Source organism: Actinoplanes sp. NPDC020271, from assembly GCF_044388125.1.
Taxonomy (GTDB): Bacteria; Actinomycetota; Actinomycetes; order Mycobacteriales; family Micromonosporaceae; genus Actinoplanes.
This window is the reverse complement of sequence record NZ_JBIRWQ010000031.1, coordinates 1-17,482: the sequence shown is the minus strand read 5'-3', so window position 1 is coordinate 17,482 and position 17,482 is coordinate 1. Positions and strand designations below refer to the sequence as shown.

The 17,482-nt window shown below is 69.5% G+C and carries 13 protein-coding genes and 1 pseudogene; 3 read left to right on the top strand and 11 right to left on the bottom strand.

Annotation, left to right across the window (positions count from 1 at the left end):
- Window positions 1-208: 208 nt before the first annotated feature.
- The 8 genes from ACH442_RS40880 to ACH442_RS40845 form a co-directional block, all read right to left on the bottom strand.
- Window positions 209-1,591, bottom strand: coding sequence for an aspartate aminotransferase family protein (locus ACH442_RS40880; RefSeq protein ID WP_396343513.1), 1,383 nt, complete (start codon window positions 1,589-1,591; stop codon window positions 209-211).
- A gap of 173 nt (window positions 1,592-1,764) precedes the next feature.
- Entirely contained in the window at window positions 1,765-2,613 is an 849-nt protein-coding gene (locus tag ACH442_RS40875; protein WP_396343512.1) for an ABC transporter permease, read from the bottom strand.
- Window positions 2,610-3,473, bottom strand: coding sequence for an ABC transporter permease (locus ACH442_RS40870; RefSeq protein WP_396343511.1), 864 nt, complete (start codon window positions 3,471-3,473; stop codon window positions 2,610-2,612). Before ACH442_RS40870 ends, ACH442_RS40875 begins: the two co-directional genes overlap by 4 nt.
- A gap of 4 nt (window positions 3,474-3,477) precedes the next feature.
- On the bottom strand, window positions 3,478-4,686 hold the full coding sequence (locus ACH442_RS40865; RefSeq protein ID WP_396343510.1) for a spermidine/putrescine ABC transporter substrate-binding protein: 1,209 nt from the start codon (window positions 4,684-4,686) through the stop codon (window positions 3,478-3,480).
- Between the two features lie 41 nt (window positions 4,687-4,727).
- Window positions 4,728-5,882 carry an ABC transporter ATP-binding protein gene (locus ACH442_RS40860; protein ID WP_396343509.1) on the bottom strand — a complete coding sequence of 385 codons (1,155 nt, stop codon included), beginning with the start codon at window positions 5,880-5,882 and terminating at the stop codon, window positions 4,728-4,730.
- Between the two features lie 49 nt (window positions 5,883-5,931).
- Window positions 5,932-7,368, bottom strand: a complete 1,437-nt coding sequence (locus tag ACH442_RS40855; RefSeq protein WP_396343508.1) for an aminobutyraldehyde dehydrogenase — start codon at window positions 7,366-7,368, stop codon at window positions 5,932-5,934.
- 154 nt (window positions 7,369-7,522) lie between these two features.
- On the bottom strand, window positions 7,523-8,872 hold the full coding sequence (locus tag ACH442_RS40850) for an aspartate aminotransferase family protein (RefSeq protein WP_396343507.1): 1,350 nt from the start codon (window positions 8,870-8,872) through the stop codon (window positions 7,523-7,525).
- A 2-nt stretch (window positions 8,873-8,874) separates the two neighbouring features.
- Complete coding sequence (locus ACH442_RS40845; RefSeq protein ID WP_396343506.1) at window positions 8,875-10,359, bottom strand: CoA-acylating methylmalonate-semialdehyde dehydrogenase; 1,485 nt, start codon at window positions 10,357-10,359, stop codon at window positions 8,875-8,877.
- A gap of 59 nt (window positions 10,360-10,418) precedes the next feature.
- Here ACH442_RS40845 and ACH442_RS40840 point away from each other — a divergent pair, with 59 nt between their 5' ends.
- Window positions 10,419-11,747, top strand: a complete 1,329-nt coding sequence (locus ACH442_RS40840; protein ID WP_396343505.1) for a GntR family transcriptional regulator — start codon at window positions 10,419-10,421, stop codon at window positions 11,745-11,747.
- A 191-nt stretch (window positions 11,748-11,938) separates the two neighbouring features.
- Here ACH442_RS40840 and ACH442_RS40835 read toward each other — a convergent pair whose 3' ends face one another.
- Entirely contained in the window at window positions 11,939-13,603 is a 1,665-nt protein-coding gene (locus ACH442_RS40835) for a serine/threonine-protein kinase (RefSeq protein WP_396343504.1), read from the bottom strand.
- Between the two features lie 78 nt (window positions 13,604-13,681).
- Here ACH442_RS40835 and ACH442_RS40830 point away from each other — a divergent pair.
- Window positions 13,682-14,281 (top strand): annotated as a pseudogene (locus tag ACH442_RS40830) (inositol monophosphatase family protein).
- Window positions 14,282-14,369: 88 nt separating this feature from the next.
- Here ACH442_RS40830 and ACH442_RS40825 read toward each other — a convergent pair.
- Together ACH442_RS40825 and ACH442_RS40820 are read right to left on the bottom strand one after the other, a co-directional pair.
- Window positions 14,370-15,110, bottom strand: a complete 741-nt coding sequence (locus ACH442_RS40825; protein WP_396343503.1) for a DUF3618 domain-containing protein — start codon at window positions 15,108-15,110, stop codon at window positions 14,370-14,372.
- A 638-nt stretch (window positions 15,111-15,748) separates the two neighbouring features.
- Window positions 15,749-16,168, bottom strand: coding sequence for a phage holin family protein (locus ACH442_RS40820; RefSeq protein WP_396343502.1), 420 nt, complete (start codon window positions 16,166-16,168; stop codon window positions 15,749-15,751).
- Window positions 16,169-16,766: 598 nt separating this feature from the next.
- On the opposite strand from ACH442_RS40820, the gene ACH442_RS40815 reads away from it, so the two are divergent.
- On the top strand, window positions 16,767-17,482 hold a 716-nt coding region (locus ACH442_RS40815), incomplete at its 3' end, for a substrate-binding domain-containing protein (RefSeq protein WP_396343501.1).

Sequence of the window (17,482 nt, the reverse complement as noted above, 5' to 3'; positions counted from 1 at the left end):
GGACGCGAACAGCGCGGCGACCCGCACACCGGGGCGGGGGCGGCACGAGCGGCACTGGGCTCGAACAGGTGCCGGCGGGCTGGCTGCGGTTCGGCGGGGAGCCGCGTCGCGGGGCCACCGGCCGCCTGGGCTTCGGCGTCGATGCGCTGCTGGGGCCGCTGTGAACGTGGAACGGCCCGCCGCTCGGCGGGCCGTTCCACGATGGCTGTCAGAGGCGGTTCCACGCCTCGGTCAGCACCCCGCGCAGGATCTGCTCGATCTCCGCGAACTGGGTTTCTGTCGCGGTCAGTGGCGGCGCCAGCTGGATCACCGGGTCGCCACGGTCGTCGGCGCGGCAGTAGAGGCCGGCTTCGAACAGCGCGGTGGAGAGGTAGCCGCGCAGCAGCCGCTCGGACTCGTCGGCGTCGAACGTCTCCTTCGTCGCCTTGTCCTTGACCATCTCGATGCCGAAGAAGTAGCCGTCGCCACGGACGTCGCCGACGATCGGCAGGTCGAGGAGCTTCTCCAGGTATGACCGGAACAGCGGGCTGTTCTCCCGTACGTGCTGGTTGAGGTTTTCCCGTTCCATGATGTCGATGTTGGCGAGGGCGACCGCGGAACCGACCGGGTGCCCGCCGTAGGTGATGCCGTGGGCGAACCAGTTCGGCCCGGTCAGGAACGGTTCGGCCAGCCGCTCGGCGGCGATCATCGCGCCGAGCGGGACATAGCCGGAGGTGAGACCCTTGGCGACGGTGATGATGTCGGGCTGGTAGCCGTACTTGTCGGCGCCGAAGAACTCGCCGAGGCGGCCGAACGCGCAGATCACCTCGTCGGAGACGAGCAGCACGTCGTAACGGTCGCAGATCTCACGGACCCGCTGGAAGTAACCGGGCGGCGGCGGGAAGCAGCCCCCGGCGTTCTGCACCGGCTCGAGGTAGACGGCGGCGACGGTGTCCGGGCCCTCGAACTCGATCATCTCGGCGATGCGGTCGGCGGCCCAGATGCCGAACTCCTCCGGCGTCTGACGCTCGTCGGGGCGGCGGTAGTAGTTGGTGTTCGGCACCCGCATGGTGCTCGGGATCAGCGGCTCGAACTCCTGCTTGAACGGCGGGATGCCGGTGATCGACAGCGCGCCCATCGAGCTGCCGTGATACGCCACAGCGCGCGAGATGACCTTGTGCTTGAGCGGCTTGCCGACGCGCTTGAAGTAGGAGCGGGCCAGTTTCCACGCGGACTCGACGGCTTCGGAACCGCCGGTGGTGAAGAAGACCCGGTTCAGGTCGCCGGGGGCCATGTCGGCGAGCCGGCCGGCCAGCTCGATCGCCTTCGGGTGGGCGTAGGACCAGATCGGGAAGTACGCCAGCTCGGCGGCCTGCTTGGCGGCGGCGTCGGCGAGCTCCTGGCGGCCGTGCCCGGTCTGCACCACGAACAGGGCGGAGAGCCCGTCGAGGTAGCGGCGGCCGGCGGAGTCCCAGACGTAGCAGCCGTCACCGCGGGTGATCACCGGGACGGGAGCGTCCTGGTATGCGGAGAGGCGGGTGAAGTGCATCCACAGGTGGTCGCGGGCGGTCGCGGAGAGGGCGTCCACATCGTCGGGCTGTCGGTCGGTCACGGGGGTCTCCACTGGCCACTAGTTCCTGTTGTTACCCCTGATCCTGCCGACGGAATCCGTTGCACGCAAGTCAGCAGACAACTATTTCCGCGCAATTTTGCGAATATCCTAAAGTCAGAAAGCCCCGCCCGGCCGCGATGCGGCGGCCGGGCGGGGCTTTCTGCCGGAACGGATCAGTCCCGCTTGGTCTTGGCCCGCGAGCGGATGTTGGTGATCACCGCGATCAGGATGCCGGCCGCGAAGATCAGCGTCCCCATCACGTTGACCTGCGGTGGCAGGCCCACGCGGGTCGCTCCCCAGATCCAGAGCGGGAACGTGGTCGCCGTACCCGCGGTGAAGTTCGTGACGACGAAGTCGTCGATCGACAGGGCGAACGCCAGCAGGACACCGGAGAAGACGGCCGGCAGGATGATCGGGAACGTGACCTTCCAGAACGTGGTCCACGGGCTGGCCCCGAGGTCGGCCGCCGCTTCCTCGATCGACCGGTCGAGCGTGATCACCCGGGCCCGGACGACGGTCGAGACGAACGAGATCGAGAACATCACGTGCGCGATCGTGATGGTGACCGCGCCGAGCCCCACGCCCGCCGACACGAAGAGCGTCAGCAGCGAGATACCCATGATCAGCTCGGGCGACGAGATGGTGGTGAACATGACGAAGTTCAGGCCGGCCGCGCCGCGGAACTGGTAGCGGCCCAGCGCGTAGCCGATGCCGGTACCCAGCGCCCCGGAGAGCACCGAGCTGACCACCGCGATGACCAGCGACAGGACCAGCGCCCCGGTGAGGTCGGAGATCGAGAAGACCTCGCGGTACCACTTGAACGTGAAGCCCTGCCAGGTCTGGTTGTAGCGGCCGTGCGGGTTGTTGAACCCGAAAATGATCATCAGGATGATCGGCAGCACCAGCCAGGCGATGATCAGCCAGGTGTAGGCGAACATCGCCTGCTCACCACCGAAGCGGAACCGGCGCCGGGGAGCCGTCCCGGAAGGGGCCTTCGGAGAAATCAGAGTCTGAGTGCTCATCGGGCCGCCGCATTCATGACGTCCTCGGTGCCGAGCGCCTTCGCGTAGACGAGGATCCCGCTCAGCAGCACCGCCATCAGGAAGAAGGACAGTGCCGAGGCCATCGGATAGTTGGAGTTGGCCAGGGCCTGCGCCTGGATGACCTGGCCGATCATGGTGGTGCCGGAGCTGCCCAGCACGGCCGAGTTGACGTAGTCCGAGCTGGCCGGCACGAACGTCATCAGCACGCCGGCGAAGACACCGGGCAGCGCCAGCGGGAAGATCACCTTCCGGAACACGGTCATCGGTGCGGCGTAGAGGTCCCGGGCCGCCTCGACCACGCGGGGGTCGATGCGCTCCAGGGCCACGTAGATCGGCAGCACCATGAACGGCAGGAAGTTGTAGACCAAACCGAAGATCACCGCGTACGACGTACCGAGTACGTGGAAGCCCGGCGACAGCAGCCCCGCCTCCTTGAGGGGATGCAGGAGCATCCCGTCGTCGGTGAGGATCTGCCGCCACGAGATCGTCCGGAGCACGAACGACACGAAAAACGGCAGGAGCAGCAGGAACAGGTACGTACTCTTGCGTTTGCCGCCGTAGAAGGCGATCCAGTAAGCGATCGGGAAGCTCATCACGACCAGTGCCACCGTCGTGACGAGCCCGTACACCAGCGAGCGGATCATCTGGACGCGGTAATCGGTGATGGCATCGACGTAGTTCTGCCAGTGACCGGTGAACCGGTATCCGTTGATGATGTCGCCCTGCTGCAGGGACAACGACAACATGGTGACCATCGGCACCACGAAGAACAGCAGCAGCCACAACCCGCCGGGTAGCACGAGCAGGTAGGGCGCGAGTGTACGTTTTACCCGGTTCATCAGCTCAGCTCAGTGTGATCGGTTCGAAGATGCTCTGGAATTTCTGCTGCTCCTCCGCGGTGTTGAAGTCCACGTAGTAGTGCAGCTTCGCGTAATCGGAGTCACCCGGGAACACCAGCGGGCTGCTCGCGACCTCGGTCAGGCCGGCCTTGTCGTCGCCGGTCGCCGCCGCCGCGTCCTTCTTGATCTGGTCCTGCGCGGCCGGCACCGGGCACACGTAGTTGATGTACTCGGCCAGCGCGGCCGCGTTCTCCACCTCGTAGAAGAAGTCCATCAGCATGATCGCGTCGACCGGGTTGGCCGCGGTGATCGGGATCGTCATGTTGTCGGTCCAGATCGTGCCGCCCTCGGAGGGGATGACGAACCGGAAGTCGGTGCCGTCGGACACGTTCTTCTGGAAGATGTCACCGGACCAGGCCTGGGTCAGCCAGACCTCGCCCTTGCCGAGCGCGTCGACGTAGCTCTGGTCGTAGTAGTTGCGGACCAGGCCCGCGGACTTCTGCTGCTTGAGCTTCTCCGCGGCCTTCTTCCACGCCGCCTCGTCCGAGTCGGCGGGCTTGAGGCCGGCCGCGAGCAGACCGAAGTTCGCCAGCTCCTGGGTGTCGGAGAACATGCCGACCTTGCCCTTGAACTTCGGGTCCCACAGGTCGGCGAGGGAGGTGATCTCCCGCCCGGTCTTCTTGATGTCGTAGGCGATGCCGGTGATGCCCGACGCCCACGGAATGCTGAAGACGTTGCCCGGGTCGAAAGCTTCCTGCGCGTACGACTTGGCGGCGTTCGCCGCGTAGTTCGGCAGCTTCGAGTGGTCCAGCGGGGCGAGGAACCCACCCGAGCGGAACTGCCCGAACTGGATCGAGTTGGTGATCACCATGAGGTCGAAACCGATCGACTGACCGGCCGAGAGCTGGGGCTGCACCTTGGCGAACCAAGGACCCATCTCCTGGATGACCTCCTGGTAGTTGACGCTGATGCCGGTCTTCGCGGTGAACTTCGCGAGCTCCGGCTTCTTCGGGTCCATGTAGAGCGGCCAGTTGGCGAAGTCGACCTTGCCGTTCTTGGCCTTGCCGGTCCAGAACTTCTCCACGGCGTCCGGCGCCACGCTGGCCTGCGGCGTGCCCTTGCCCTGCACGCCGCACGCGGCGAGGAACGCACCAAGAGCCGACGCACCACCGAGGCGGAACGCGTCACGGCGGCCGAGCCGGCGCTGCGTCATGCCACGGAGGAGGGAGGGGTCCGGCTTGTTGGTCGGGAACATCAGACTCCGATCGGATACGAGTGCTGCGGGGCCCAGGTGAGGAAGACGCGCTCGCCGCGCGAGGCGACGTCCTCGGCATCGTGAGCATTCTGATCGAACACCACGAAGTCTGATCCAGCGGAGGTCACCACTGTGTAGTTGGTCGATGTCCCGTGGTATACCACCTCGGTCACCGTCCCGCTGAGCACACTGCCGGTGGCCTGCGGCGGGGTCCGGTGCAGGTCGATCTTCTCGGGCCGTACCGACACCTCGATGGATCGCCCGGCCTGCACCGACGCCGGAACCGGCGCCAGGATCCGCTCGCCGGAGCCGAGGTCGAGCACCGCGCACCCGTTCTCCACCCGGCTGATCCGGCCCTCGACGATGTTCGAGGTGCCGATGAAACCGGCCACGAAGCGGGTCGCCGGCTTCTCGTAGATCTCCCGCGGCGAGCCCAGCTGCTCGATCAGCCCGGCGTTCATCACCGCGATCCGGTCGGACATCGTCAGCGCCTCACTCTGGTCGTGGGTGACGTAGACGAAGGTGATCCCGACCTCGCGCTGGATGCGCTTGAGCTCGATCTGCATCTGCTGGCGCAGCTTCAGGTCGAGCGCGCCCAGCGGCTCGTCGAGCAGCAGCGCCCGCGGGTGGTTGACCAGCGCCCGGGCCAGCGCCACGCGCTGCCGCTGACCGCCGGACATCTCCTTCTCGTACCGCTTCTCGTAGCCGGTCAGCGAGACGATCTCGAGGATCTCGCCGACCCGGCGCCTGATCTCGGACTTGCCGACCCTCTTCTGCTCGAGCCCGAACGAGACGTTCTGCAACACGTTCAGATGCGGGAACAGCGCGTACGACTGGAACACCATGTTGACGTCGCGCTTGTTGGCCGCGACGTTGGTGACGTCCGTGCCGTCCAGCAGCACCTTGCCGGTGGTCGGCAGCTCGAAGCCGGCGATCATCCGCATCGTGGTGGTCTTGCCGCACCCGGACGGGCCGAGCAGCGAGAAGAACTCCCCCTGACCGATCGCCAGGTCGAGGCTCTTGACGGCCGGGACCGCCTCGCCGTGCGACAGGTATTCCTTGCGCACCCCGACGAACTCGATCGCCGGGTGGCCGGTCCGCTCACCGGTGGCGGACTCGGCCGTCACGGCGTGATGCGGGGGAGACGTGGTCATGTGTGCTCACCTCGGAGGCGGGGGTGGTGAATTCAGGTGGGGCAGCGGATCAGCCGTGAAAGCTCATCACATGCTTGATCCGGGTGTACTCCTCGAAGCCGTACATGGAAAGGTCCTTGCCGTATCCCGAGTGTCCGTAGCCACCGTGCGGCATCTCGGAGACGAACGGCAGGTGGGTGTTGATCCAGACCGCACCGAAGTTCAGCCGGCGGGAGACCCGCATCGCGACGCCGTGATTCTGCGTCCAGACGCTGGCGCTGAGCCCGTACCGCACGTCGTTGGCGAAGCGCACCGCCTCGGCCTCGCCGGCGAACGGCTGCACCGTGATGACCGGGCCGAACACCTCGTCCTGGATCATCTCGTCGCGCTGCCGCAGACCGGCCACCACGGTCGGCTCGAAGAAGAAACCGCGGTCGCCGACCCGGTTGCCACCGGCCACCACCTCGGCGTGCGCCGGCGCTCGGTCGAGGAAGCCGGTCACCCGCTCGAGTTGGTTCGCGTTGTTGACCGGCCCGAAGAACGCCGACGGGTCGCTGGGCGCGCCGACCCTGGTGTTCTTGGCCGCGGCGGCCAGGGCGGCGGTGAAGTCGGCGGCGATCCGCTCGTGCACCAGCACGCGGGTGGCGGCGGTGCAGTCCTGACCGGCGTTGAAGAAACCGGCGCCGGCGATCTTCTCGGCCGCGTCGGCGATGTCGACGTCGTCGAAGACCACGACCGGGGCCTTTCCGCCCAGTTCCAGGTGCACTTTCTTGAGGTCGGGGGCGGCCGCGGCGGCGACCTCCATCCCGGCCCGGGTCGAGCCGGTGATCGACACGAGCTGCGGCACCGGGTGGGCGACCAGCGTTCGGCCGGTGTCCCGGTCGCCGCAGACGACGTTCAGGACCCCGGCCGGCAGGAACTCGGCGGCGATCTCGGCGAGCAGCAGCGTGCTGACCGGTGTGGTGTCGGACGGCTTCAGGACCACGGCGTTGCCGGCCGCGATCGCCGGGGCGAGCTTCCAGATCGCCATCACCATCGGATAGTTCCACGGGGTGATCTGGGCGACGACGCCGATGGGCTCACGACGTACGTAGGAAGTGTGGTCCTTCAGGTATTCACCGGCTGACTTGCCCTCCAGCATGCGCGCGGCGCCGGCGAAGAAACGCAGCTCGTCGAGGACCGGGCCCATCTCCTCGGCCCGGGTCGCCTCGACGGGCTTGCCGGTGTTGCGGCACTCGGCCTCGATCAGCTCGTCGGCGCGGGCCTCGACGGCGTCCGCGATCCGCAGCAGAGCCCGCTGCCGCTCGGCCGGGGTGGTGTCCGCCCAGATCTCGAAACCGGCTTCGGCGGCGGTGATCGCCGCGGCGACGTCACGCTCCGAGGAGATCGGCGCGAGAGCGTAGGTCTCCCCGGTGCTGGGGTCGACGACCGGGGAGGTCCGCCCCTCCTCGGTGTCCGCGAAGGACCCGTTGACGAAGTTGCGAAGCACGGGAAATGCGGTGCTCACCGGGGTGCAACCTTCCGATCGGTGTGGGCGTGATCACCCGAAGTGGAGGAACCTTGTCACACCCGGTACAGGTGTGACAAGGGAATCCGAAGTAATTTCCAAGCCTGAAACGGAATCCAAAGATCGAGTGGCCTTCAGGCAACGCAATCCGGCGTCAGGAGGTGCAAAAGCCGTCGGCGACGGTCAGCGCCTCGTCCAGGATCGCCAGGCCCTCGCGGACCTCGTCGGCGCTGGTCGTGCAGGGCGGGACCACGTGCACCCGGTTGAAGTGGGTGAACGGCCAGAGGCCCCGTTCCTTGCAGGCCGCGGCCACGTCGTTCATCGGCCCGGCCGCCGCGCCGCCCGCGTTGAACGGGACCAGCGGCTCCTTCGTCTCCCGGTCGCGCACCAGCTCGATCGCCCAGAACACGCCGAGCCCGCGGACCTCGCCCACACTCGGGTGCTTCTCGGCCAGCTCGGCCAGACCGGGAGCGATCACGTCCTCGCCCAGCGCGCGGGCGTGCTCGATGATCCCCTCCTCCTTGAAGATCTGCATCGAGGCGACCGCGGAGGCGCACGCGAGCGGGTGCCCGGAGTAGGTCAGGCCACCCGGGAACGGCCGCTCGGCGAAGGTCGCGGCGATCTCGTCGGAGATGACCACGCCGCCCAGCGGCAGGTACCCCGAGTTCACGCCCTTGGCGAAGGTGATCAGGTCGGGCGTGACGCCCCACCGGTCGACCGCGAACCACTCGCCGCACCGGCCGAAACCGGCCATCACCTCGTCGGCGATGAACACGATGCCGAACTCGTCGCAGATCGCGCGCACCCCGGCCAGGTAACCCGGGGGCGGGACCAGGATCCCGTTGGTCCCCACCACGGTCTCGATCAGGACCGCGGCGATCGTGCCCGGACCCTCGAAGACGATCGTGTCGCGCAGGTGCTTCAGCGCGCGCTCGCTCTCCTGCTCCTCGTTCTCCGAGAAGAAGGGCGAGCGGTACGGGTACGGCCCCCAGAAGTGCACGACGCCGACCGCGACCGGCTCGTTCGGCCAGCGCCGCGGGTCACCGGTCGCGGTGATCGCGGTCGCGGTCGAGCCGTGGTAGCTGCGGTAGGTGGAGAGCACCTTGTGCCGGCCGGTGTGCAGGCGCGCCATCCGGATCGCGTTCTCGTTCGCCTCGGCGCCACCGTTGGTGAAGAACACCTTGTTCAGCGGACCGGGCGCGACCTCGGCGATCATCCGGGCCGCCTCGCCGCGCTTGTCGTTGGCGAAGGCCGGCTGAATGGTGCAGAGCTTGGCGGCCTGCTCCTGGATCGCCGCGATCAGGCGCGGATGCTGGTGGCCGATGTTGATGTTGACCAGTTGCGAGGAGAAGTCGAGGTACTTCTTACCGCTGTAGTCCCAGAAGTGACTGCCCTCGGCCCTCTCGATCGGCAGCGGGTTGATCAGGCCCTGAGCGGACCAGGAGTGGAAGACGTGGGCGCGGTCGTCCGCGCGCACCTGCTCTTCAGAGGTCACGGGGTCCATCCTTATCGGGTCTGCGGGAAGCCGAGGTCGATCGCCGAGGTTCCCGGGTCGGGCCAGCGGGACGTGACGACCTTGCCGCGGGTGAAGAACTGGATGCCGTCCGGCCCGTACATGTGCGAGTCGCCGAAGAGCGAGGCCTTCCAGCCGCCGAACGAGTAGTAGGCGACCGGCACCGGGATCGGCACGTTCACGCCGACCATGCCGGCGTTGACGTCGAACTGGAACTGGCGGGCCGCACCGCCGTCGCGGGTGAAGATGGCGGTGCCGTTGCCGTACTCGTTGTTGTTGACGAGGTCGACGGCCTCGGCGTAGGTGGCGACGCGGACGATCGACAGGACCGGGCCGAAGATCTCGTCGGTGTAGACGGTCATCGACGGCGTCACGTTGTCCAGCAGGGTCGCGCCGAGGAAGAATCCCGCTTCCCCGGCCAGACCGCGGCCGTCGGCGACCACGGTGGCACCTTCCGAGGCGCCGGCCGCGATGTAGCCGGCCACCTTGTCCCGGTGCTGCGCGCTGATCAGCGGCCCCATGTCGACGTCCTGGTCGGCGCCGTTACCGATCTTGATCTTCGGCAGGCGAGCCGCGATCGCCTCCACCAGCGGGTCGGCGATGTCGCCCACGGCCACGACGACCGAGATCGCCATGCACCGCTCCCCCGCCGCACCGTAACCAGCGCTGATCGCCGCGTCGGCGGCCGCGTCCAGCTCGGCGTCGGGCAGCACGATCATGTGGTTCTTGGCGCCGCCGAGCGCCTGCACCCGCTTGCCGTGCGACGTGCCGGTCTCGTAGATGTACTTCGCGATCGGCGTCGAGCCGACGAAGCTGACCGCCGCGATGTCCGGGTGCACCAGCAGCGCGTCGACCGCCTCCTTGTCCCCGTTGACGACGTTGAACACGCCGTCGGGCAGGCCGGCCTCGGCCCAGAGCCGGGCCAGCCAGAGCGCCGCGGACGGGTCCTTCTCGCTGGGCTTCAGCACGAACGCGTTGCCGGCGGCGATCGCGGTCGCGCACATCCACAGCGGCACCATCGCCGGGAAGTTGAACGGGGTGATGCCGGCGACCACGCCGAGCGGCTGACGGATCGAGTACACGTCGACGCCGGTGGCGGCCTGCTCGGAGAACGAGCCCTTCATCAGGTGCGGGATGCCGGTGGCGAACTCCACGTTCTCCAGGCCGCGGGCGACCTCGCCGGCCGCGTCCGCGAGGACCTTGCCGTGCTCGGCGGTGATGATCGCGGCGAGCTCACCGGTGCGCTCGGCCAGCAGCTCACGGAACTTGAAAAGGATCGCCGACCGCTTCGACAGCGAGGCCGAGCGCCACGCCCGGGCCGCCGCCTTGGCGACCGCGACCGCCGCACCGACCTCGGCCGTCGAGGCCAGGTCGACCTCGGCGGTCTGCTCGCCGGTGGCGGGGTTGTAGACCGGGCCGACCCGGCCGGACGTGCCGGCTCGCTCCGCGCCACCGATCCAGTGCGCAATGTGTGTCATGGGCCGAGATTATGTGACGACCATGGACCGAACAATATTGAAAATGTACTGTAACAAAAATGTTCGACGCGCTTCAGGAACGACTCACCGATCCCAGTGCCCGCGGACTCGCCGAGGCGCTCAGCCGGGCGGTCGGCGACGGCGCGATCGAGGGCGGTGCCAAACTGCCCCCGGTCCGCAAGGTCGCCGCCGAGCTGCGCCTCTCCCCCAGCACGGTCAACGCAGCCTGGCAGCTGCTGCGCCGGGCCGGCACCATCCGGACGGACGGGCGCCGCGGCACGGTCGTCGCCACCCCCGGCGCCGGCGGCCCCGGGCGCTACCGGGCGGCGCTGCGCCGGACCAGCGGCTTCGGCCTCGACCTGTCCACCGGCGTGCCCGACCCGCTGCTGCTGCCGCCGATCCCGGCGCTGCACGGCCTCTCCCCCACGCCGACCAGCTACCTCGACGAGCCGGTGCTCCCGTCACTGGCCGCACTGTTGCGCGAGCAGTGGCCGTACCCGGCCGAGCGCCTCGCCGTCTTCGACGGGGCGATGGACGCCATCGACCAGGTCGCGTCCGCCCTGCTGCGCCTCGGTGACCTCGCCGTCGTCGAGAACCCGTGCTTCCCGCCGCTGCTGGACCTCCTCGAAGTGCTCGGCGTGCCGGTCGTCGGCGTCGGCACCGACGCGTTCGGCATGATCCCGGCCCAGCTGGAGGCGGCCCTCGCCCGCCGCCCCGCCGCGGTCTTCCTCCAGCCGCGCGCCCTCAACCCCACCGGCGCGTCGTGGTCACCCTCGCGGGCCGCGTCACTCGCCGCCGTGCTCTCGACATCCCCCGAGGTGTACGTCGTGGAGGACGACTCCGCGGGCCACCTGGCGGCCGGGCCGTCGTGCTCACTCGGCGTTCACCTGGACCGCCAGACCATCCACGTGCGCAGCTTCTCGAAGTCCCACGGGCCGGACCTGCGCCTCGCCGCGGTCAGCGGTCCCGCGACGGTCCTCGACCCGATCCTGGAACGCCGCCTGCTCGGTCAGGGCTGGACCAGCCGCCTCCTGCAACGGTTGCTGCTGGAACTGCTCACCGACCCGGCGTCGATCGCGGCGGTGGCGTCCGCCCGCGACGAGTACGCCCGCCGCCGCCGGTTGATCTGCGACGGTCTGCGCACCCACGGCATCGACCTGCCGGACGGCGAGGGGATCAACCTCTGGCTGCCGGTCGAGGACGAACAGGCAGCCCTGTTGAGCCTGGCCAGCGCGGGCATCGGGGCGGCGGCGGGGACGGCGTTCACGGTCGGCCCGGGGCGCCCGCATCTGCGCATCACGGTCGGCCTGGTCACGGCGGACCACGCCGAGGTCGCCGCCCATCTGGCCCGAGCCGCCCGCACCCTGGCCCCCACCATCCCCCGCTGACCCTGACGTGCGACTACTCGCCCCGCGCCGACTCGACACGGAATGCTGAACGCATGATGGCGTACGAGACTCGACCCATGAGCCAGGTCATGCTCGACGATCACGACGGCCCGTGGACGGAAGCGGAGACGCTGACCTCGGATCACCCGTTCCCGATCGCTGTCAGCACCGTGGACCTGCTGGACTTCTGATCAGTCCTTGACGGGGACGAAGCTGGCGAAGACGACGTCGAGGACTTCCTTGCGGTACTTGTCCCAGTCGGCGTCCGGGGTCTGGAACCAGAAGCCGTAGGCCTGGTGCGCCGACGTGACGACGCCGCGGTTGTTGATGTGCTGAGTGCCGCTCTTGTTGTAGGTGAACTCCCAGTCGGCGGCCTTCACGAAGTAGTCGACGGACGCGAGCTTCTTCTCCTTGTAGCCCGGGAAGTCGCCACCGTTCAGGCGCGCGTCCCGCTGCGACCGCCAGTCGGCCACCGGGTTCGAGCGGGGCTGGTCGGTCTGGTCGATGCCGAGAACGTGACCCTTCCCATCGCGCCAGTAGCGGATGGTGCCCTCTTTCGACGTGGTCCAGCCGTCCGGGACGTACACGGAGAATCCGGTTTTGTCGGTGTAGTTGACGAACCCGGCGGGCAGTGGCGGACGGCCGCTCGAGGCGCTGGGGCTGACACTCGGCGAGGGCGCGGCGCTCGTCGTGGACGGCGCGGACGACGGCGTCGCACTGGTCGCGGCACTCGTCGCCGGAGCGGCCGCCGGCGCCTGCGTCGCCGCCGCGTTGTCACCCGCGGCCGGCTTCGACGACGGCCGCGTGGTCAGGAAGACGGCCAGGCCGGCGAGCAGCACGATGACCGCGGCGGCGAGGGCGATCAGCTTGCGGTTGACGGGCATCTCGGCGCGTACGCCGGGAAGGTCGGTCTGAATCCCGTCGTCGGTCGGCGTCCGGGGTTGGGGGACGACAGCGACCGCGGTCTCCAGAGCCGCGGCGGCCTCGCGCAGCAGCCGCTCCGCCTCCTCCGCCTCGATCCGCTCGGCCGGGTCCTTGCGGAGCAGCCCGTCCAGCACCGGCGTCAACGGCCCGGCCTGCGTCGGCGGATCCGGCTCCTCGGTCGCGAGCGCCGCCAGCGTCGCCATCGTCGACGTGCGCTGGAACGGCGAATGGCCCTCGACCGCGGCATACAGCGTCGCGCCGAGCCCCCACAGGTCGGCCGCCGGACCGCTCGTGCCGAACCGGGCCCGCTCCGGCGCCATGTACAGCGGCGAACCGATCAACACGTCGGAGCGGCTGGTCAGGCTGTCGTCGTCGAGCGCGGCGATGCCGAAGTCGGTGAGCAGCACCCGCCCGTCGTCGGCGAGCAGCACGTTCGCCGGCTTCACATCCCGGTGCTGGACCCCGGCGCGATGCGCGGCCTGGAGCGCGGCCAGAAGATCAAGACCGATGCGGGCCACCCGGTACGCGTCCAGGGGCCCGTCCTCGGCGATCACCTGGCGCAGCGAGCGGGACGGCACGTACTCCATGACGATCAGCGTGCGGTCGTCGAGAGACAGGACGTCGTACACCTGGACGACGTTCGGATGGCTCAACCGGGCCGACGCCCGCGCCTCCCGCAAGGTCCGGCGCACCGCGGCGTCACCGTCGGCCAACTCCTCCGGCAGATCGATCTCCTTGACCGCGACCTCGCGCTCCAGGGTCTCGTCGTGCGCCCGCCACACCTGGCCCATGCCGCCCCGGCCGAGCAGGTCGCCCAGCCGGTACCGTCCGGCGATCAGAGTGGGCGCGTCAGGCATGTCCTTCGTCTTACCCGCCTCGGCCGCTCCCGCAACGTCGTCCACCGGGTGCGGGGAATCCGCCGGGGCGTTCATCGTCTCCGAGCCTGCCGTCCTGCGCCGGAGGGAAGCGGCGCCGGACCATCCTCGCACGCCCTCCGTAACGTTTCCTGCATGGATCATGAGAGCGCTGTCGCGGCCGTGTCGTCCGCGGCCGAGGTCATCCGAGAGCGGTACGGGCGCGCTCTCGCCCGCGTCGACAAGGGCGGCGGGGACTTCGCCACCGAGGCCGATCTCATGGCTGAGCAGGCGATTCACGGCGTACTGCGGGAACTGTGCCCGTCCGACGCGATCACCGGGGAGGAAACCGGGGCGTCCGGGCCGGACGACGCCCGGCGGCGGTGGCTCGTCGACCCACTCGTGCCGTCCGGGGCGTCCGGGCTGGTGGACATCAACCTCGATCCGCCGTTCCCCGTCGAGCCGGCTCCGGTGATGGCAGCGCCCGGATTCCGGGAACGGTTCCGGCCGCGTGTCCTGTCGACGACCCTGGCCCTGGTGTGGGTGGCCGGTGGGCGGCGAGCCGCATATCTGACGTACGGGGATGTGCGGGACAGCGTGCACTTCGCAGCCGGGATCGCCATCTGCCGGGCGGCGGGATGCGTGGTGAGCGGGGCGGACGGGTCGCCGTGAGAAACCGGGGCGGGGCTGCTGGTCGCGGCCGACGAGGCTACGCGTGCGGGGCTGCTGGAGTTGATTCGTTCCGCCCGGTCGTGACGGCGAACGGCCGGGCGTCCGTGGTGCGGATGCCCGGCCGTTCGCTGCTCCTCCCGGCTCCTGCCGTCGACGCTCCTCCTGGCTCCGGCTATCGACGGGAGCGGCGGATCAGGGCCACGCCGGCCGCCGCGGTGGCGAGGGCGGCGCCGAGCATCGCGTACTGCTTCGGGTTCGCGGCAACCCGGCGCCGAGCCGAGCCGAGCACCGCGGTCGCGCGATCCGCGGCGTCCGCGGCCTGGCCGGCCATGCGCGTACCCGCCTGCGCGGTCGACTCGGCGATGTGGCCGGGGCTGTGCGTCATCGTCTCCCGGGCCCGGACGCCGCGGGCGACGGCCGCTTCCTTGATCTCGGTCGCCTTCGCCGTGGCCGTGTCCTTCAAGCCGGGCCCGTCGCCCGGCTCCTGGCCGCTCCCCTTCAGGTCAGCGGCCTTGTCCTTGATCTCCGCGACCTTGCCACTGGCCGCGTCCTTGAGGTCGGCCGCCTTGCCGGTCGCCGCGTCCTTGAGGTCGGCCGCCTTGCCGGTCGCCGCGTCCTTGAGGTCGGCCGCCTTGCCGGTCGCCGCGTCCTTGAGGCTTGCCGCCTTCTCGGCGGCAGTGTCCTTCAGGTCAGCGGCTGACTCCTTGAGCTGAGCGGTCTTGTCCGCGGCGGACTGCTTGACCCGGGACGGAATGTCGACCTTGGCCACCAGCGCCTCGACGGTCTCACCCATCTCGGCCCGGGTCTGCTCGATCTCCGCCCGAAGCTGCTCCGGGCCGGGCTCCTTCCGATCGCCCCGATCCCCCGCGGTCCCTTTTCCTCCGGACGTTTCAGGCTTCGACTGTACGGACATGGCTGGTCCCGCCTTCGACCTCTCGAACTTGTCTGTGCTGGTCGTCCCGTTCTCCGGCGCGTCCAGCCGCGCCTCTTCCCCGCGGCCGGCAGCCGCTCCGGCAGCGCCGCTGCCCGCGGTTCCAGCCTTACCGGCAGAGCCGGGCTTACCGGCCGTTCCTGCGCCGCTCAGGGCCGAAACCGGCTTGCCGGCTGCACCTTCGCTGCTCACGGCCGGACCCGGCTTGCCGGCTTCTTCGTCGCCGCTCACCGCCGGAACAGGCCTGCTGGCCGCGCCGGGTGGGGCCGGCTTCGCTGCGGCTGCGGGCGAAGATGGCGTGGCGGTCGCGGGCGGAGTCGGCGTGGCGGTCGCGGGCGGAGTCGGTTTGGCCGCCGCCGGGGGTGGGCCAGGATTCGGAGCGGCCGGCTTTCCCGTGGTGGCGTGCTGGGCGTTCGGCGGTGCGGGCTTCGGAGCGCCTTTCGGGGCCGTCCCCGCCGGCGGCTTCCCGCCGCGCCCAGCGCCGCCGCCCGGGCTGGTGGCACCCCGCGCCGCACCCCCGGGCGCCTTGCCCGCGGCTCCGCCGCCGCCTTTCCCGCCGTAGCCGGGCGACGTCTCGTTCGTGCGGGTTCCCCCGTCGGAAGCCGGGCCGGCCTCGTCGCTCACGAGTTCCTCCCCGAACGGGCGGCGTTCAGGAACGTGTGCACGTCCTCACGACCGCTGGCCACCGCCTCCTCGGGCGCCGGCGGCACGGCCTGCTTGACCTGGTTCTTCCCGAGCAGCGCGGCGACCCCGGCCACCGCGAACAGCACGACCGTCACGATCAGCGCCGCCGCCCACACCGGCATGACCAGCGCGAGCGCCGCGCCGCCGGTGACGAAGAGCGCGCCCAGCCCGTACATCGCAAGGACCCCGGAGGCACCCAGCAGCCCGGCACCTTTCCCGGCCCTCTTGCCTTTCTCCATCATCTCTATGCGGGCGAGCGTCAATTCGTCCCGCACCAGCGTCGTCACCTGCTCGCTGAGCCGGTTGACCAGTTCCGCGGTAGACGCCTGCTCACTTCGCGCGTCGGTGTGCGCCATCGTCCCCTCCGTCCTGCACAGCTTTTCGACGGTTGACGTACCCGCCCCCACCGCCCCTAACCCACACGGTCACCCGCCATCACCCCCACCCGCCAGCCAAAACACTCACCCGACACCCCGCAGAGCCGCTCCTCACCGCCGCAACCCGCCCCGAACAGCCCCCAGCACCGGCCGAACTCCCCCAGCCGGCACCCAGCGCTGTGACCCGGCCCCGAAGCAGCGCCCAGCACCAGCCGGCCATCCCCAGCCGGACACCGGGGCCCATCGCACCGCCGGAAACACCTCCCAGAGACGGCCGAGGCGCAACGCGCGCGGCAAGCCGGACACCGGCGCGGATCGCGCACTCGGCCGGGCGTCAGGGGTCGATCGTGCGGGGCGGGACGCGGGCGAGGCAGGGTCAGGCGAAGCGGGACCGGTGGGGGCGGTGCGTGGCGAGGTGGAAGCGCGGGCGGGGCAGGGAGAGGCGGGGTGGGCCGGCGGGATGAAACGTGTCAGGGAGGGCAGCGGGGCTGTTGGGGCGGGCTATTGACCGGGTGATAGCGCGACCGTAACGTGGGTCACACCTCAGATAGAACGTTTCAAGTCGCTGGAGGCATCGATGCGTTCCCGGCTGGCCCTTGTTGTTGCGCTCACCACCACCGCCGCCCTAGCGGTTTCCGGCTGCACCAAGAAGAACGACAACGACACCACGAGCAGCGGCGACACGGGCAAAAAGACGTACAAAGTGGCCTTTGTTCCGAAGCTGCAAGGTGTGCCCTATTTCGAGGCGATGAACGCCGGCGGTAAGGCCGCGGCGGCGGCGCTCGGCAACGTCGAGTGGCTGTACCAGGGTCCGACGCAGGCGGACGCGGCGGCGCAGGCGGATATCGTCCGGTCGTACATTCAGCAGAAGGTCGACACGCTGATCGTCGCGCCGAACGATCCGGATTCGATGGCGCCGTTGCTGCAGCAGGCCAAGGACGCGGGTATTCACGTCGCGACCGCCGACACCGACGCCCCGAGCAGTGTCCGGGAGGTCTTCGTCAATCAGGCCACGGCCGAGGGCATCGGTCAGGGTCTGACCGATGCGCTGCTCAAGGCGATGGGTGGCAAGGGCAGGTATGCGATCGTCTCGTGCGGCCAGACCGCCGAGAACCTGAACGCGTGGATCAAGGTGCAGCAGGAGTACACGAGGACGAAGTACCCGGATGCGCAGATCGTGGACGTCGTCTATGCCGGGGAGGATCAGGCGAAGGCCACGCAGATGGCGACCGACCTGATGAACGCGCACCCGGACCTGACCGGTCTGGTCGGCGAGTGCACCTCGTCCGCGCC

Excerpts from the sequence above, each read along its gene's own strand:
- ACH442_RS40845 (WP_396343506.1), bottom strand. The coding sequence starts at position 10,359 with ATGACACACATTGCGCACTGGATCGGTGGCGCGGAGCGAGCCGGCACG.
- ACH442_RS40875 (WP_396343512.1), bottom strand. The coding sequence starts at position 2,613 with ATGAGCACTCAGACTCTGATTTCTCCGAAGGCCCCTTCCGGGACGGCT.
- ACH442_RS40860 (WP_396343509.1), bottom strand. The coding sequence starts at position 5,882 with ATGACCACGTCTCCCCCGCATCACGCCGTGACGGCCGAGTCCGCCACC.
- ACH442_RS40870 (WP_396343511.1), bottom strand. The coding sequence starts at position 3,473 with ATGAACCGGGTAAAACGTACACTCGCGCCCTACCTGCTCGTGCTACCC.
- ACH442_RS40825 (WP_396343503.1), bottom strand. The coding sequence starts at position 15,110 with ATGTCCGTACAGTCGAAGCCTGAAACGTCCGGAGGAAAAGGGACCGCG.
- ACH442_RS40865 (WP_396343510.1), bottom strand. The coding sequence starts at position 4,686 with ATGACGCAGCGCCGGCTCGGCCGCCGTGACGCGTTCCGCCTCGGTGGT.
- ACH442_RS40850 (WP_396343507.1), bottom strand. The coding sequence starts at position 8,872 with ATGGACCCCGTGACCTCTGAAGAGCAGGTGCGCGCGGACGACCGCGCC.
- ACH442_RS40840 (WP_396343505.1), top strand. The coding sequence starts at position 10,419 with ATGTTCGACGCGCTTCAGGAACGACTCACCGATCCCAGTGCCCGCGGA.
- ACH442_RS40835 (WP_396343504.1), bottom strand. The coding sequence starts at position 13,603 with ATGAACGCCCCGGCGGATTCCCCGCACCCGGTGGACGACGTTGCGGGA.
- ACH442_RS40820 (WP_396343502.1), bottom strand. The coding sequence starts at position 16,168 with ATGGCGCACACCGACGCGCGAAGTGAGCAGGCGTCTACCGCGGAACTG.